At 69.2% G+C, this 17,358-nt stretch carries 11 protein-coding genes; 3 read left to right on the plus strand and 8 right to left on the minus strand.

Going from position 1 to position 17,358, the window contains the following annotated elements; translation table 11 throughout:
- Positions 1 to 75 precede the first annotated feature (75 nt).
- Positions 76 to 702 carry a hypothetical protein gene (locus tag IQ292_RS01795; RefSeq protein ID WP_203308588.1) on the minus strand — a complete coding sequence of 209 codons (627 nt, stop codon included), beginning with the start codon at positions 700 to 702 and terminating at the stop codon, positions 76 to 78.
- Positions 703 to 886: 184 nt separating this feature from the next.
- Between IQ292_RS01795 and IQ292_RS01800 the strand changes: the two genes are divergently transcribed.
- Positions 887 to 1,561, plus strand: a complete 675-nt coding sequence (locus IQ292_RS01800) for a response regulator (protein WP_203308589.1) — start codon at positions 887 to 889, stop codon at positions 1,559 to 1,561.
- Positions 1,558 to 2,946, plus strand: coding sequence for a sensor histidine kinase (locus IQ292_RS01805; protein WP_203308590.1), 1,389 nt, complete (start codon positions 1,558 to 1,560; stop codon positions 2,944 to 2,946). Before IQ292_RS01800 ends, IQ292_RS01805 begins: the two co-directional genes overlap by 4 nt.
- A 67-nt stretch (positions 2,947 to 3,013) precedes the next feature.
- Here IQ292_RS01805 and nagE read toward each other — a convergent pair whose 3' ends face one another.
- From nagE to IQ292_RS01840, 7 genes are all read right to left on the minus strand, one after another.
- On the minus strand, positions 3,014 to 4,714 hold the full coding sequence (gene nagE, locus IQ292_RS01810) for an N-acetylglucosamine-specific PTS transporter subunit IIBC (RefSeq protein WP_238940717.1): 1,701 nt from the start codon (positions 4,712 to 4,714) through the stop codon (positions 3,014 to 3,016).
- A complete protein-coding gene (ptsP, locus tag IQ292_RS01815; protein ID WP_203308591.1) occupies positions 4,714 to 7,197 on the minus strand; it encodes a phosphoenolpyruvate--protein phosphotransferase in 2,484 nt (827 codons plus the stop codon). Before ptsP ends, nagE begins: the two co-directional genes overlap by 1 nt.
- Before the next feature lie 325 nt (positions 7,198 to 7,522).
- Positions 7,523 to 10,429 carry a beta-galactosidase GalA gene (gene galA / locus IQ292_RS01820; RefSeq protein WP_203308592.1) on the minus strand — a complete coding sequence of 969 codons (2,907 nt, stop codon included), beginning with the start codon at positions 10,427 to 10,429 and terminating at the stop codon, positions 7,523 to 7,525.
- Entirely contained in the window at positions 10,426 to 11,562 is a 1,137-nt protein-coding gene (gene nagA / locus IQ292_RS01825; protein WP_203308593.1) for an N-acetylglucosamine-6-phosphate deacetylase, read from the minus strand. The genes galA and nagA overlap by 4 nt, the downstream gene beginning before the upstream one ends.
- Entirely contained in the window at positions 11,559 to 12,563 is a 1,005-nt protein-coding gene (locus IQ292_RS01830; protein WP_203308858.1) for an SIS domain-containing protein, read from the minus strand. The genes nagA and IQ292_RS01830 overlap by 4 nt, the downstream gene beginning before the upstream one ends.
- Before the next feature lie 51 nt (positions 12,564 to 12,614).
- Positions 12,615 to 13,352, minus strand: a complete 738-nt coding sequence (locus IQ292_RS01835) for a GntR family transcriptional regulator (protein ID WP_203308594.1) — start codon at positions 13,350 to 13,352, stop codon at positions 12,615 to 12,617.
- A 70-nt stretch (positions 13,353 to 13,422) separates the two neighbouring features.
- Positions 13,423 to 14,202 (minus strand): copper homeostasis protein CutC, encoded by a 780-nt coding sequence (locus IQ292_RS01840; protein ID WP_338057567.1) that lies wholly within the window; start codon positions 14,200 to 14,202, stop codon positions 13,423 to 13,425.
- 285 nt (positions 14,203 to 14,487) lie between these two features.
- Here IQ292_RS01840 and IQ292_RS01845 point away from each other — a divergent pair, with 285 nt between their 5' ends.
- Positions 14,488 to 17,256, plus strand: coding sequence for a TonB-dependent receptor (locus tag IQ292_RS01845; protein ID WP_203308596.1), 2,769 nt, complete (start codon positions 14,488 to 14,490; stop codon positions 17,254 to 17,256).
- Positions 17,257 to 17,358: the final 102 nt, after the last annotated feature.

Here is a 17,358-nt window from a genome sequence, read left to right on the forward strand (position 1 = left end):
CGGATCGCCGCCCGGTACGGAACCGGACGGCGACCACGAGCGTCGATCAAGTCACTGAGTAAACACAACTTAATATTAGCCTTTCGGCACCGCGGTAGGAGCCTGGGGCGGCACTGCCGGCGCCGCGCCAGGCTGGCCACCGGGCATCGTGCCCGCGCCCGGCATCGGCGGCTGGCCGGCAGGTCCCGGCGGCGGGGGCGGCGGCGGTCCCGCATCCCCCGGGCCGCGGCCGCCATGCGGCGGGGGGCCGTCGGGGCGCGGTCCACCGGGACCGTCCGGACCGCCCGGATGCGGCCCATGCGGCGGGCGACCCGTCGCGTAGGTGCGCCCATCGGCGCCGATCAGATACATGGCGTGGATCGAACCGTCGCCATACCGTCCCTGCGCCGTGATCGTCTGGCCGATGGCGAGCGTGGGCCCGTCGCGGCCCGGCCCCGTGTCGACCAGCACGCGACCGCTGCCGTCGTCGAGCACCACGCGATTGCCGAACTGTTCGGCGATGCGGCCACGCACGGTCGCGATCGGGTCGCCCAGGATCGGCGCCTGCATCGTGGCGAGCGAACCGATGCGCACCGGCGGCGCCGCGGCCATCACCCGCTCTGGCGCCACCGCATGGGTGATCGCCGACCCGATCCCGCCGCCCGCGAGCAGCAAAGCGGCGCCGGCCATGGCGATACGCGCCTTGGGAGTAGCAAAAACCATTTTCAAAACCTCCTCTTCGTCAGATGACATCCGGGGATTTACGCGCATCGGGTAGCGGCCAGACTGAACCGGATCGTTCAGTTTCGGTTTGGCTTTCTTGCCTAGACGGCGTTCCTGTCCGCATTCGGTCCATCGTGGCCGAGCCCGGGCGCGATCGGCGCGGCGGGTCAGGGAGACGAAGACGGTGCGCATCCTGCTGGTCGAGGACGACGAGGATCTGGGCAGCGAGATCGCCCGCGCGCTGCGGGCCGAGAATTTCGCCGTCGACCTCGCGCGGAACGGCGAGGACGGGCTGCACCTCGGCGACACCGAACGGTATGACGCCGCCGTCCTCGACCTCGGATTGCCGGTGATCGACGGACTGTCCGTGCTGGCGGCGTGGCGCAAGGCGGGGCGCGACCTGCCCGTGCTGATCCTGACCGCGCGCGATGCCTGGTCGGAAAAGGTCGCGGGCTTCAAGGCCGGCGCCGACGACTATCTGACCAAGCCGTTCCGGATCGAGGAGGTGGTGATGCGGCTGCGCGCGCTCGTCCGGCGTGCGGCGGGCCATGCCGCCGCGCGGGTAACATGCGGGCGGCTCGGCTATGATACGCAGGTCGGGCATTTCGATCTCGATGGCCTGCCGCTCAAGCTGACCGCGTTCGAATGGCGCGTCCTGTCCGCCCTGATGCTGCGCCGGGAAATGGTGGTCGATCGCGGCGAGTTGCTCGAACGGGTCTACGAATATGATGCGGAGGGCGACTCGAATTCGCTCGAGGTGATCGTCGCGCGGCTGCGTCGAAAGATCGGCGCGGACATGATCGAGACGGTACGCGGTCGCGGCTATCGCCTCACCGCGGGCAACGCGGTGGCGACGTGAGCCGGCTGTCGCTCCACGCACGCCTGCTGCTCGTGGCCGGGGTCAGCGGTCTGGCCGCGCTCGCCTTCGCGGCGTTCGCGATCGGCGGCGTGCTGGAGCGTTTCGTCATGCAGGGGCTCGACGAACGGCTGGACGCACAGGTGACCGTCCTTGCCCGCGCGATCGACGCGCAGGGGCGTCTGGATCCTGCACGGGTCGTCGATCTGCCCGGCTTCTCCCGAACGGGATCCGGCTGGGGATGGCGGGTACGGACCCCGGCGGGCGAATGGCGGCTTGGTGCGCGCATCGGCGACGTGGCGGACGCGGATCGCCCGCCTCCCCGTGATCGCCATCCGCCGCTACCCGGTCCCCCGCCCCCTTCCGAGGCATCGCCCGTCGCGGCGCCCCCGCCGCCGGCGCCGATCATGCCCGGCGATGTCCGCGGCGCCGATGGCGAGCCGATCCACCTGCGGCGGCTGACCATGCCCGTCGCGGGCGGCACCGCAGAGGTGGTCGCCGCGGCCCCGCGCGCACTCGTACGCCGACCGATCCGGGCGGCGATCGGCACGCTGTCGGGCGCCCTCGCGCTGCTCGGCCTGGGTCTCGCCGCAGCGACCTGGGTACAGTTGCGCGTCGGGCTTCGCCCCATCCGCCGCCTGCAGGACGCGGTCGCCCGCGTCCGTGCGGGTGACGACAACGCGCTGCCCATCGATCAGCCGCGCGAGCTGGTGCCGCTGGCGGCGGAGATCAACGCCCTGATCGCTCAGAATGCAGCCGGCCTCGCCAATGCGCGGCACCACGTCGCCAATCTGGCCCATGGGTTGAAGACGCCATTGGCGACATTGGCGCTGCGTCTGGACCGCGAGCAGGCGTCCGCGGAGGCGCGCGGCCTCGTCGCGGAACTCGGCGAGCGCATCGCGCATCACCTGCGCCGCGCCCGCAGCGCCGCACCGTCCGCCGGGACACGTGCGCGGACCGAATTGGCCAGCGTGACCCGCGACGTCGCCGGCGCGCTGCGGCACATCCACGCCGAGCGGGAGATCGCAATCCGATCGACGATACCGGCACAAGCCGCCGTCGCGGTCGAGCGTCAGGACCTGGAGGAGATGCTGGGCAACCTCATCGACAATGCCTGTCGCCATGCTTCGGCGATCGTGGAGATCAATGCCACGCCCGGCGACGCGATCTGGGCGATCGACATTGCCGATGACGGGCCAGGCCTCTCGCCGGCGGCGCGCGCGCAGGCGCTGCAGCCAGGCGTGCGGCTGGACGAGCGTCAGCCGGGCTATGGCTTCGGGCTCGCGATCGTCGCGGAACTGGCGGAACTCTATGGCGGCACGCTGACGCTCGGCGCCGCAGACATGGGCGGATTGCGCGCGCGACTGACGCTGCCGCGCCTATCCTGAGGGTCCGATCCGGACGACGCGATCGAGCGGAACGCCGGCCCGCGTCAGCCGATCGCCCGGCGCGGGATCAGATCGCGACCACCAGAATGTGCGCGACGTCCGGCACCGGCCAGGCGATCATCCGCGCGGCGCCCGCCAGTGCCGCCTCGTCCACCCGCGAGCGATCGGCGACGCGCACGCGATAGCGCCCCGCATGCGCGGAGGCGGCTGCGACATTGGCCTGTCCGCCGAGGGCCGCGAGCAGCCCGTCCGGTAGCACCACCGGTGCCGCCGGTGCGACGTCAAGCGCGGCCGGCGGCACCGGATCGGCGTCGAGCGCCGCGCGCATGTCCATCGCGAGACCATCGGCGATACCACCGACGATCACCTGCACCGCCGTCGGCGACGGGCGCAGCACGCCACGCGCCCCCAGCGCCTTCAGGCGCGGCTCGTCGATTACCTGGGCGTCGGCGACGGTCAGCCGCAGCCGCGTCGTACAGGCATCGATGGCGCGCAGGTTGCTCGCGCCGCCCAGCGCGGCCACGAACGCGGCGGCCTTCGCATCGGCGGTCGCGGGGGCGGGCATCGACGTCGCCGCTGCCTCCAGCGGCTCGCGTCCTGGCGTCTTCAGGTCGAACCGCACGATCGCCCATCGGAACAGGCCATAGTACAGCCCGGCGTAAAGCAGGCCGACCGGCAGCAGCAGCAGCGGCTTCGTCGCCTTGCCGAAGTTCAGGAGATAGTCGAACAGCCCGGCCGAAAAACCATAGCCCATCCGGACGCCCAGCGCGTTCATCAGCGCCTCCGCCGCCCCGGTCAGCAGCGCATGGATCGCATAGAGCACGGGCGCGAGGAACATGAAGCTGAACTCGATCGGCTCGGTGACGCCGGTCAGGAACGAGGTCAGCGCTAGGCTGAGCAGCATGCCGCCGACCGCCTTGCGCCGCTCGGGCAGCGCAGTCCGGTACATCGCAAGGCAGGCGGCGGGCAGGCCGAACATCATGACCGGAAAGAACCCGCTCATGAAACCGCCCGCGGTCGGATCGCCGGCGAAGAAGCGCGTCAGGTCGCCCGTCTTGCCGTGATAATCGCCGACGACGAAATAGGCGACGTTGTTCAGGATGTGGTGCAGCCCGGTGACGATGAGCAGCCGATTGAGCACGCCGAACGCGAACAGGCCCCAGCCACCGGCCGCGACGACGCCGCGGCTGAGGCCGTCCACGCCCGCGCTGATCGCGCCATAGCTCGGCCCCAGCAGACCGCCGATGACGAGACCCGCGATTCCCGCCAGGATCGGCACCAGCCGTCGCCCGCCGAAGAATGCGAGATAGTCGGGCAGCTTCACCGTCGCGAACCGATTGTAGAAGCCGCCGCCGACCAGTCCGGCGATGATGCCGATCGGCACCTGCAGCTTGTCGATCGCCGCCGCCTTCCACGCCGCGGTCAGCGTCGCGGAAAGCTTGTCCTCCAATCCCGCAGGCACGGCGCCCGGGGGCACGGCAAAGAACAATTGCGCGCAATTGCCGACGACGAGGTAGCAGACCACGCCCGCCATCGCCGCCGCGCCGTTGCCGTCACGCGCGAACCCCGTCGCGACGCCGACCGCGAAGAGCAGGCCGAGATGCGCGAAGATCGCGTCGCCGGCGGCGCTGACGAACGCGATGTTCAGCATATCGGGCTGACCGACGCGCAGCAGCAGGCCGGCGACGGGTAGCACCGCGATCGGCAGCATCAGCGCGCGGCCGAGCGGCTGGAGGAACGCCATCGGATTGAAACGTCCGCGCGACATCAGCGCATCTCCTCGGCAAAGGCACGCGCCAGCGCGCGGACGGCGGATGCGGATGGCGTATCGAGCGCGGCCCGCGCATGCGCCTCCGCCGCGCCGAGATCGAGACGGGCGATCAGCGCCTTGATCGCGGGCACGCGCGCCGGCGGCACCGACAGGGTGCGCACGCCAAGACCCACCAGGATCGGCGCGGCGAGAGGGTCGGCGGCCAGGCCGCCGCAGACGCTCACCGGCGTCGCCGTGGTCGCGGCCCGTGCGCATGTCTGGCCGATCAGCCGCAGCACCGCCGGATGCAGGCCGTCGATACCGCCAGCCAGCGCGGAATTGCCGCGATCCATCGCCAGCACATATTGGGTGAGGTCGTTGCTGCCGATCGATAGGAAATCGGCATGTGCGGCGATCAGGTCCGCGGTCACTGCCGCGGCGGGCGTCTCGACCATCGCGCCGAGCTGAACCGGCGCGCCGCCGATCTCGTCATGCAGCCGGTCGAGCATCGCGCGCACCTGCGCCATCTCGTCGCCGCTCGCCACCATCGGCACCATGATCCGACAGGCGGCGCGGTCTGGCACCGCGAGGATGGCGCGCAGTTGCGTCTCCAGCACCGCAGGCTGCGCCAGCCCGACACGAATGCCGCGTACGCCCAACGCCGGATTCTCCTCCGCAGGAAGGTCGAGGTAGGGCGCCGGCTTGTCACCGCCGACGTCGAGCAGGCGGATCACCACCGGCTTGCCGGCGAGCGCGGCGACGACACCGGCATAGTCCGCGCTCTGTTCGTCGAGCGTCGGCGGCGTCGCGCGGTCGAGGAACAGGAATTCGGTCCGCAACAGGCCGCAGCCTTCCGCGCCCGTCGCCGCCGCGGCCCGCGCGTCCTCGACGGAGCCGAGATTGGCGAAGACGGACACGGCCGTGCCGTCGCGCGTCCTCGCGGGCCGATCACCCGCCGCGCGCGCGGCCGCTTCCGCCGCCGCCCGTTCGGCGATCGTCGTCGTCGCGGCCGCGAGGCGATCCGTCGTCGGCGCGGCAACGAGCGTACCGGCATCGCCATCGAGGATCACGGTCGCGCCGTCCGCCGCGCCGTCGATCGCGGCACCGAGCGCTACGACCATCGGGACGCCCAGTCCGGCAGCGAGGATGGCGACATGCGACGTCGGGCCGCCGCCGGCCAGTGCGATCCCCGCCAGTCGCCGCGCGTCCAGTGCCGCGAGTTGTGATGGCAGCAGGTCGTGCGCCACCAGGATCGCGCGATGCGGGAGGACCGGGGCCTCCGCGGTCGTGCCCAGCAGTGCGTGGACGACGCGCAGCGCGACATCATGGATATCGTCGGCGCGTTCCGCGACCCGGGCGTTGCCAGACGCGCGCAGCCGCGCGCCCTGTGCGGCCGCGGCGGCAAGGATCGCCGCGGCAGCGGACGCGCCCGCGTCGATCGCCCGTCGGGCGGCGGCGATCAGGTCGGGATCGTCGAGGATCGCGCGATGCGCCGCCATCACCGACGCAAGCTGCGCGCCATGACCGCCCGCGTCTAGCGCGGCGCCGACCGCGCCGATCGCAGTGGTCAGCCTCGCCTGCTCGGCCGCCGGATCGTCGCAGGTCGCGGCTATGTCGGGCACCACCGGGCGCAGCCAGCACGCGGTGCCGATCGCCAGACCGGGCGCCGCTGCGACGCCGACCGCGGCGTCGGGATCGACCGTCGCAGGGATCGTCGGCGCAGAATGCGGGCGCGCGGTCGGCGTAGCGTCGACCTCCGCTGTCAGCAGCGGCACGATCGCGGCGATCGCCGCCGCGGCCCCCGCGCCCCGCGCTTCGATCGTCACCGCGTCGCCCTGCGCAAGGCCGAGCGACAGCAGCGATACGGGACTCGTCGCCGCGCCCTGGCGATCGCCCCTGACCAGCGTCACCGCCGCGCCCGTCTCTCGCGCCGCCGCAACGACACGCGCGGCCGGACGCGCATGCAGTCCGTGCGGCAGCCCGACGGTCATGGCGTGACGCAGCGTCTCGCCGGTCTGTGCGGTCGCCTCCGCACCCTTATCGCCCATCGTCACGACATATAGCGGGTCGCCGACGGCGATCGGCCCCTCTTCGGCGCGCGCGGAAATGGTCGCGCCTTCAGGCTCGACGACCAGGATCGGCGTCGCTGCCGCGGTCGCTCCCTGGACGACCGCGTCGAGATCGAAGCGCAGCAAGGGATCGCCTGCCCGCACGGTCTCGCCCGCCGCGACGCAGGCGGAAAACGGCGCGCCGGCCAGCGTCACCGTGTCGATCCCGACATGTACCAGCAGCCGAAGGCCTTCCCCCGCATCCAGCGTGACGGCATGACCCGCCGCGTGGATCGACACGACGCGTGCGTCGCAGGGTGCGTAGAGCGTGTCGCCGACCGGGTCGATCGCCATGCCATCGCCCATCATGCCACGCGCGAACACCGGATCGGGCACCGTCGCGAGCGGCATCGCCCAGCCTTGCAGCGGCGCCGCCAATTTCACCTCAACCATCTGCACGTCCCCGACCCATTCGACTATCGTATCCTAAGCGGGCCGGCTGACAATACCTATTAAAGACCATTTTGTTACGATTGTGTGGCGCGGTCATGAGACGGATCGGTCCGCCAAGCGGCGTGATCGCCCACTCTGCCGCCAGCGCGCCGAAAACCAACCAGAGTGGCGCCGCTCGCTGGCCGCTCGTTCGGGGAAGAGGGTCTGGCGTGCGATCGAGCAAGGCTGGATGGGCCTGGCACACGCTGACCAGACTAGGGCGCGTCGCGACAAGAGCGCGATGTCGTTGCCTGTAAAGCCTAGAGCCGTGGCAGTCCGACGATCGTCAGGGCGCGACCGTTGCGGAGCCGCCGACGCCGGACACCGCCCCCGCCTGCGATTGCACGATCAGCACGACGGTCCGCTCGCCCTGCCCCGCCGGAACAGGCGCCGTCAGCGGCGCGGGGCGCGGATCCGCCTTGCGCGCGATCTGCCTCCCGTCGATCCACACTTCCGCTTTTCCCGACACGTTATCCAGCGTCAGCGTGCCGCCGTCCCGCATGACGCGGCGCGGCGGCGTCAGCTTGGCGCGATACAGCCGCCAGGCAGGGCTCGCGTCCGGTGGCGTCGCGACGCCACTACGCTGGAAGGCCCAGCTGTTGTTGTCGCCATCCGCCGGCGCGAAGGCAGGATCGGGTTTCGCGGCAAGCGGCGGAGAGACGCGCCAGCCCTCGATACGCGTCGCGGACGCCAGCGGCGGCACCTGCGCCGGTGTCGCCACCGCAAGCCGGTCGACGCGAACGCTTGCGGGCCGCAATCCCGGCGCGGTGGCCCGCAGCGTCAGGGGGCCGCGCCCGCCACCGGCCTGCACGATCACCTGCGCCAGGCCGTTGAACAACGACCGTGCGTCGCCCTTTTCCGATTCGTGGCTGTTGGGATCGCCATTGCCCAGCCCGATGATCGTCCCGCCTTCGACCGCGAAGCGCACGGGGAGATTGGCGGTGGGCACGTGGCGCCCGGCGGCGTCGACCGCATCGACGGTGAAAGGCTGTACGTCGACGCCATCGCCCGCCATCACTCGCCGCGCCGGCGTCAACCGCAGCGCGACCGGCGCGCCGACGGTGGCATGCGCCGCGCGCGCGACGAGGCGACCACCGTTATAGCCCAGCGCTTCCAGCGTCCCCGGTGCATAGGGGACGGTGAAGCTGTTACCCATGATGCGATCGCCCTTAGCCTCCCCGACCACGCGGCCGTCGAGCTTGAGCACGACCCGCTCCGTGTTGGAGAGCACCAGCACGTCGATCGACTGCCCCTCGCGGCCCGGCCAGGTCCAGTGCGGCGCGAGGCCGATCACCGGGGCATCGTCGATCCATTGCGCGCGATGGATGTCATAGGCCGTCTTGGGAAAGCCGCACAGGTCGAGGATGCCGAAGAAGCTGGCGATCGTTGGCCAGGCATAGGGTGTCGGCTCGCCATGATAGTCGAACCCGGTCCACACGAAGCCGCCCGCGACGAACGGCCGCTCCGCGATCCGCCGCCAGGTTTCACGATGCGTCCCGCCCCATGAAGCGGCCTCCGTGTCCATCGACGTGATGACATGCGCCGCCGGATCGTTGGCATAGGCGCCACGCGTCATGAACGCGCTGGTATCCTCGGAACTGGTCGTCGGCTTGCGCGGGTTAAGCGCGTGGAATCGATCATAGTCGGACTGGTAGTAGTTGAAGCCCATCACCTCGACGACGGTGGACACGTTGACCGGCTCGAAGAAGGACCCGTTCATCGCCGCGGTGACCGGGCGACTGCCGTCCAGCCGGTGGACCGCTGCGGCCATGCGGCGGACCATCTCGACGCCCGCGGGCGTACCCTGCATCGGCTCCTCGTTGAACACCGACCACAGGATGACGCTGGGATGATTGCGGTCACGCCGCACCATCCATTCCAGTTGCGCCATATAGTCGGGCGCCGGATCGAAATTGCGGTTCTCGTCCATGACGACGAAACCCATGCGATCGGTCAGATGCAGGAAAGCCGACGAGGGCGCATTGTGCGAACAGCGGATGGCGTTGCAGCCCATGTCCTTCAGCCGCGACAGCCGCCACGCGAGCAGCGCATCCGGCACCGCCACGCCGACCCCGGCATGGTCCTGATGCAGGCACACGCCCTTCATCTTGACCGGCCGTTCGTTGACGAACAGGCCGCGATCGGCGTCGAAGCGGATCGTGCGGAAGCCGACCGGGATGCGGCGGATATCCAGCGTCGCGCCGTCGCGCTCCAGCGTCACCTCGACCGCGTAGAGCACAGGCGTCTCGATCGACCAGAGCCGCGGCGCCGGAACCGCGAGGTCCAGCGTCAGATCGGCGGTGTCGAGCGTCGACACCGCGACGGGCTGCGACCGCGCCTCCGCCACCATTCGGCCGTCCGGGTCGAGCAGGCGCGCGCGCGTGGTGACGGTCGCCGTCGCCGCCTCGACCGTGCGCGCTGTCACCGTGACGGGAACGTGCCAGCCCGAATCGCCCCTGCGCGGATCGCAATGCACGCCGTCGGTGACGATCGACACCGGTGCCCGCCGGGCCAGCCAAGCGTGGCGGTAGAGGCCCGCGCCTTCATACCACCATCCTTCCATCGCCTCCGCATCGACACGGATCGCGACGACGTTGGGCTCGTCGCCGAACCGCGCGAACGGCGTGATGTCGATGTAGACGCTGTTGTAGCCCGACCAATTGTGCGCGGCGACGCTGCCGTTGACCCAGATCGTCGCATGGGTCGCGATCGCGTCGAACTGCAGTTCCAAGTACTTGCCGCGATCGGCGGGATCGAGCCGGAAGGTGCGCCGATACCAGCCGATGCCGCGCGGCCGATAGCCCTGGCTGACGTTGGCGCTCTCGACGAAGGGCTGGAAACTCGCCCAGTCGTGCGGCAGCGTCACCGCCTGCCAGTCGCTGTCGTCATAGGTCATCGCCGCCGCGCCGACCGCATGACCGGCCTTGGCGCGCAGATAGGTCTGCTCGTGGTCGGTCGCGGGCGGCACCGGAATATCGCCCGCATGGAACAGCCATCCCTCGTCGAAGCCGATCCGGGACGGGTCCGTGACGGGCAGCGGCGCGGGCAGCGTATCGCCGACGGGCGGCATCGGCAGCGCCCCCGCCTCGCCGGCGCCTGGCGCAGGCGCGGCGATCAGGCGGCCGGCGGGCAAGGTTAGCGACAGACCGACGCCGGTGGATCCCATCAACACCCGGCGCCGGTCGATCGTCATGCGGCGTGCCCGCCGATCACCGTCGCGACCGGCGCCATCGCGGTCGACAATTGCACCCAGTCCGCCCGCTGGCCGGCGGCGAGCGCCCCTCTTTCGTGATTCAAGCCCAGGAAGGCGGCGGGATTGGCGGCAGCCAGCCGCGCGACCGTCACCGGGTCCAGCCCCAGCATCGCCATCGCGTTCGCCACCGCCTGTGCCATGTCGAGGTCCGATCCGGCGAGCGTCCCGTCCTCGTACGAACAGATGCCGTCGGCGACGCGGATCGTGCGGCCCTGCAGCACGAAATCCTTGTCGGTCGCGCCCACCGACGACATGGCGTCGGTGACCAGCATCATCCGCTCCGTGCCGCGCGCGCGCAACGCGATGCGCAGCACCGCCGGCGCGACATGGACGCCGTCGACGATCAACCCGCACCAGGGCCGCGGATCGTCGAGTGCCGCGCCGACCAGCCCCGGCGTGCGCTGCACCATCGGCGGCATCGCATTGTACAGATGCGTCACGCCCGTCAGTCCGGCATCGAACGCCGCGAGCATCGTCTCGTACGGCGCTTCGCTATGCCCGGCACTGACCCGCACCCCGGCCCTGGCGAGCGTCGCGATCTGTTCCATCTCCGCCAGTTCGGGCGCGAGGGTCACCACCACCCGCCCGCGACGCGGCCTGGTCAGCAACGCGACAATCGCATCGTCGAGCAGGCGGAAGCGCGCCGCATCGTGGATGCCCTTGCGCGCGACGTTGAGGAACGGCCCCTCGATGTGGACGCCGACCACGCCGGGCACGCCGGCCTCGATCGCGTCGTCCACCGCATCGAGCGCGAGCGCGATACGATCGGGCGTGTCGCTGATCAGCGTCGGGAGAAAGGCGGTGGTGCCGTAGCGCGCGTGCGCCGCGCCGATCGCGGCGATGCCATCGACGCTCGTCTCGTCGTTGAACAGCACGCCGCCGCCACCGTTCACCTGCGTGTCGATGAAGCCGGGCATCAACCAGCCCCCCTCGAGATCTACGGCGTCGGCGGCATCCGCGGCGAGCGGACGGATGGCGAAGATCCGGTCGCCCGTCACCGCGATCTCGGCACCCGGCCAGCAGGCATCGCCGACCACGACCTGGCCGTTGGCGTAACGATGAAGCAGGGTCATAGCGTCCGGGTGACCTTGGCGAGATGCGGCGGCTGATCGGGGTCGAGCCCCCGCCGCCGCGAAAGCTGCTCCACCAGGCCATAGAAGCTGGCGAGCATCAGGATCGGTTCGATCGCGGGATGCGCGGCGGCCGCCGGCAAGGCCCCGGTCAACTCGCCAGCATGTGCCGCCAGCACCACGGCGTCGCGTTCCGCGAAGGCGCGGGCCACGCTCATAACGTCGTCGCCCGCAGCATCGGACGTGGCGAGCGCGAGCACGGGAAAGCCTTCTCCGACGATCGCCATCGGACCGTGGCGGACTTCCGCCGCGCTGAACGGCTCCGCCTGCAGCTGACAGGTCTCCTTCAGCTTCAACGCGCATTCCTGGGCGATACCGAAGCCATAGCCACGGCCGATCACGAACATCTGGCGCGCGTCGGCCAGCGGCGCGACCGCCGCGCCCCAATCGCGCGCCACCGCGTCGTCAAGCGCCTGCGGCAGCGTGGCGACCGCGGCGGACAGTGCGGCATCCTGCGACCAGGCGGCGACCAGTGCGGCGAGCGCGGCCATCGCCGCGATACAGGACTTGGTCGCCGCCACCGACCGCTCGGGACCGGCGCACAGCGCCAGCAGCGTGTCCGCGCCGGTGGCGAGGGGCGATTGCTCGTCATTGACCAGCGCCACGACCTGCGCGCCGCCACGGCGATGCGCATCCACCGTGGCGAGCAGGTCGGGACTCCGGCCGGACTGCGATATGGCGAGGCACAGCGCGCGACGCGTCGTTACCGGCGCGTCGAAGAGCGACACCACAGACGGCGCGGCGGAGGCGACCGGCACGCCGACCATCGTCTCGATCAAATATTTGCCGTAGGTCGCCGCATGGTCCGACGAGCCGCGCGCGCAGGTGACGACCACGTCGGGCGTCGCGTTACGGAGCCGGGCGCCGAGCGCGGCGAGCCCCTCGCCGTTGCGCGCGAGCAACCGCGCGACGGCGGCGCCCGCCTCATGGGTTTCCGCGCGCATCAGCGTCGTCGCGGTGGCAGTGGTCACGTCGGGTCCCCCAGGTCGTGCAGGTCAGGCGTCGGCGAGTTCGGCCACGAAGTCGTAGCTGTCGCCGCGATAATAGGATCGTGTGAATTCGACCGCGCGGCCGTCGCGCAGGAAGCCGCGCCGCTCGATCAGCAGTCCGGGCGACCCAGGATCGACACCGAGCATGCGGGCGTGATCGCCGCCGAACGGCACCGCGCGCAGGCGCTGCAACGCCCGCACCGGTCGGTGTCCGGCGGCGGTCAGCGCCTCGTACAGCGATGCATCGACCGCATCGACGCCCGGCAGGCAGAAGCCCGCGATCGTCGACAGCTCCAGCGCCATCGGGACCTCGTCGGCGAAGCGCAGCCGCTGGAACCGCATCACCGGCTCGCCCGGCGACAGCGCCAGCGCCATCGATTCCTCCGGACTGACGATGCCGCTGCTGCGCGAAATCCAGGCGCTGCTCGGCACGCGACCGCGCGCGATCATGTCCTCCGTGAAGGACGACAATTTGGAAAAATTCTTTTCGACGCGCCCGGCGACGAACGTTCCGGCGCCGCGTCGGCGGGTCAGCAGGCCCTCTTCGACCAGGCCCTCGATCGCCTTACGCACGGTGATGCGCGACACGCCATATTCCGTCGCGAGGTCGCGCTCGGCGGGGATCGCCTCGCCACGCGCGATCAGTTCGCCCGCGATGGCGTCCCGGATGAGCTGTTGCAGCTGCAGGTAGAGCGGCGACGGATTGTCCGTGCGAAACGTCCCGATCTTGCTGATGAAGGTCATTGGCGGCTCCTTGCCCGCGCATGTGCGGTGACAGGACTGGGAAGTAACGCACGCGGGATCGCGGCCCGCATTACATTTGTCCTAGATTGGATATGTCGTCAATCGCAGCGCGCAATTCGGCGACGACGTCGGATGACGTCACGCGGGGCCGCGCGCCGAAAGCGAGACGCAGTGCCGCCGGATCGTCGGCGCGGTCCGCCGTGCTGGCGGATGCATGGACATCGCGAACCCCCGTCGCCGCGATCAGCGCCACGACACCGTCCGGTCGCACGCCGGCGCCCGCGACGATCCTGATCCGCCCCCCTGCCTGCCGCGCCATCGCCCCGATCGTGGCCGCCCCTTCGAAGGCTGTTGTGGCGCCGCCCGACGTCAGGATCCGGTCGAACCCCAGCGCGATCGCCTGATCGACGGCAGACACCGGGTCGTCGAGCAGATCGACGGCGCGATGCAGCGTGAGGCCCGGCGGCGCGAACGGCCGTGCGAGGCCGGCCGCCCATGTCCGCAACGCCTCGCAATCCAGCGCCCCGCCACGCGCCGCGCCGAACACCAGCCCCTCCACGCCCTGCGCGAGCAAGGCCGCGGCCTCCGTCTGCGCCAGCGCGAGCATGTCCGCATCATAAGCGAAATCGCCCGCGCGTGGGCGCACCATCGCCCGCACGGGTATGCCAGCCGCGCTCGCCACCGGCATTACGGCGGCCACCAGGCCCTGCGACGGTGTCAGGCCGCCCAGCGCGAGTGCCGAGCACAATTCGAGACGATCCGCCCCGCCAGCGATCGCCGCCCGCGCACCGGCGACCGATTCGACGCAGACTTCGAGATTGATCCTGGCCCCTGATCCTTCGCGTGTCACGCCTGCCCCTTCCCGACCGCGTCGTGTCCGCGTCGCCTTATCAGACCGCGTCCGCCGATGCAGCGACATGTTCGTTTGTAAGGCCAATGTAGCCGCTGAAACAATAATGCAATTTTTATGGTAGCGTTCTGGACTTCAATTGGTATATGGCCGTATACGGTTAAGGGCCGAAACGATCCTATAGAGCACGGGTCGGCGGCTCGCATCCGCCGGCCCGGTCCGGCTGCAGCAACGACGATCCACGCCGATCGGGTCGGGATCGTTTTAGAGGGGGGAATTTTGATTATGCGCCTGCGCCACGTTATCCTCGTGACCACCGCACTCGCCGGCCTCGCCGGTTCCGCTCACGCCCAGACTCAGGTCGACCCGCCCGCTTCGACGCAGGACGAGGGTGCCCCCAGTCGCGACAACGACATCGTGGTTCGCGGCATCCGCAAGAGTCTGCAGGATGCTATCGAGACCAAGCGCGAAGCGAATTCCATTGTTGACGTGATCAGCGCCGAGGACGTCGGCAAGCTGGCGGACAACAATGTCGCCGAATCCCTGTCCCGTCTGCCGGGTGTCACCGTCGATCACCAGTTCGGCGAGGGCGAGCAATTGTCGATTGCCGGCGTTGAACCGGCCCTCAACCGCCTGACCATCGACGGCCATTCCGTCGCTTCGGCTGACTGGGGTGGCAATCCATCGGACCGGTCGAGCCGGACGTTCAACTATTCGCTGCTATCGCCGGCGATCATCAGCCAAGCGATCGTCTACAAGACGCCGGAGGCGCGCTTGCAGGAAGGCGCCATCGGCGCGAGCGTGGACATCGTCACCCGCCGTCCGCTCGACCTGAAGCCGAACACCCTGTCGCTGACCGTGGGCGGCGAATACAACGACCGCGCCAAGCGCGGCAGCTTCCGCGGCAATGCGCTCTATAGCTGGCACAACGACGACGATACCTTCGGCATCCTCGGCGCGATCAACTACGACAAGGAACAGCTCAGCCGCGCCGGCACAGCCGTCTATTGGTATCGGACCGGCGCTGCGTTGCTGGAAAGCTATCCGAAGGATGCCAACGGCAACATCGTCTACAACGGCCCGAACGGTACCGTTGCCAGCGGCGCAACGATCAACGGATCGCTCCCCAACAAGGCGACGATCGACGCGTTCAGTCAGGCCCGCTATGCGTCGTTCCTCGCGCACGAATTCTTCAAGCAGGAACGGCAGCGAATTGGCGGCTCCCTCGCCATTCAGGCGAAGCCGACCGACAATCTCACGATCACCGGCACCGCGCTGATCATCCGCGGCAACTACGACAACCTTTCCAATTCGGAATATACCTACGGGTACGAGGGGTCGCGGATGACGGCGGCAACCTACATCCCCGCCTCCGGCGCGTCGCCCGGCATCGTGAACTCCGCCACCTTCTCCGGCATTCCCGCCGGACAGACGGGCGCGACCGGCCAGCTCGACACGTTATTCCGCCGTACCCGCATCAAGAACGATACGGTCTCGATGCTGATCGACTGGCGGCCGCAGGGCTGGGAAATCACCGGCAACGTCGGTGCGACGCGCGCGTCGGGCGGCAAGAATCCCGAATATCTGCTGGATTTCCGTACGCAACAGGGCTTCACGGCGGGCGCAAACGGCCGCAACACTTATGTGAACTGGACCTCGCCCGCGAGCGACGCGACCAAGTGGCTGAGCAATTACTCGGCGCTTGGCGGCGAGAACGTCAAGGATAGCGGACAGAACTTCTTCGCCCGGCAGATCGGCGGCATCCCGCTCCAGGTCGGCTTCACCGTCGACAAAGAGACGTTCGGCGAAGTGAACTTCAAGCACGATGTCGACCTCGGGCCGCTGAAGACGATCCTGTTCGGCGCACGCTATGCGGATCACGCCAACAGCAACACCGAAAGCAGCAACGCGATCTACACCAATCAGAATTTCACGTTGGCGAACCTGCCGTTCGTGGTGCGTGCGGACGATTTGTATGACGGCCTGTCCACGGGCGGCAACGGCACGCCCTATGCGACTCTGGACAAGGACGGCATCATCTCCACGCTGCAGAAGTACGGCAACTTCAACGTTGACCGCGGCTTTTCCCCCAGCAGCTACTGGCTTGTGAAGGAACGGATCGCCGCTGGTTACGTCCAGGCGAACTTCGAGAGTGGCAAGTTCCGCGGCAACATCGGTGGCCGCTACGTCCATACGCAGGACGTTTCGAACTTCTTCACGCAGAGTAACAACCTCTTCGCGCCGACGCGCGTATCGACCGACGACAATCGCTTCCTGCCTGCCGCAAACCTCATTTTCCAGGCGGGCGACAGCGTTGTGATCCGCGGCTCGGCGGCAAAGGTCATCGCTCGCCCCCGTTACAGCGACCTTGCCGGTTCGCTATCGCTGGACGATACGACGCGTAGTGGCAGTGGCGGCAACCCGAACCTGAAGCCCTATGCGGCAACCAACTTCGGCCTGTCGACCGAATGGTACTTCGCGCCAGCAAGCTACATCTCGGGTGAGATCTTCTATCGAGACATCTCGAATTATATTGGCAATCAGACCATCGACGGCGTCACCATTACCAATACGGTCACGGGCCGAACGCTGACATACTCGATCAGCAGGCCGGTCAATGGCGGCAAGGCAACGGTCACCGGCTTCTCGCTGACCGGCAACGCCAACCTGCTCTGGGGGTTCGGGATCCAGGCGAACTACACCTTCACCGACGCCGATACGGGACTGCCGACCGGCCTGCCCTATCTGTCGCGCAACGTCGTCACGATCGTGCCCTATTATGAAAAGGGGCCGTTCCAGGCGCGGCTCAGCTACAACCGACGCTCGAAGTACTTCTATCGGTTCGGCCGTCAGCAGAGCCAGGATTATACCGATGCATATCGTCAGTTGGACGCGTCGATTTCCTATGCGATCACCGACAATGTCCAACTGAGTGCCGCGGCCCAGAACCTGCTGGACGAAACCTACTACCAGTATAGCAGCACGCCGGATGCGCCGACCTCCGTCTACAAGAACGGCCGCGTCTTCTCGCTGATGGCGACCGCGCGCTTCTGACACGTCATCCCCGGGAGGCGGGGCTTGCACCCGCCCCTCCCTCGGCCCCGGCAGCGATGCCGGGGCCTTTTTTGTGAGGGGCATGGACGACAGGCTTTCGCT

It is taken from the genome of Sphingomonas beigongshangi (assembly GCF_016820445.1).
GTDB lineage: Bacteria > Pseudomonadota > Alphaproteobacteria > Sphingomonadales > Sphingomonadaceae > Sphingomonas > Sphingomonas beigongshangi.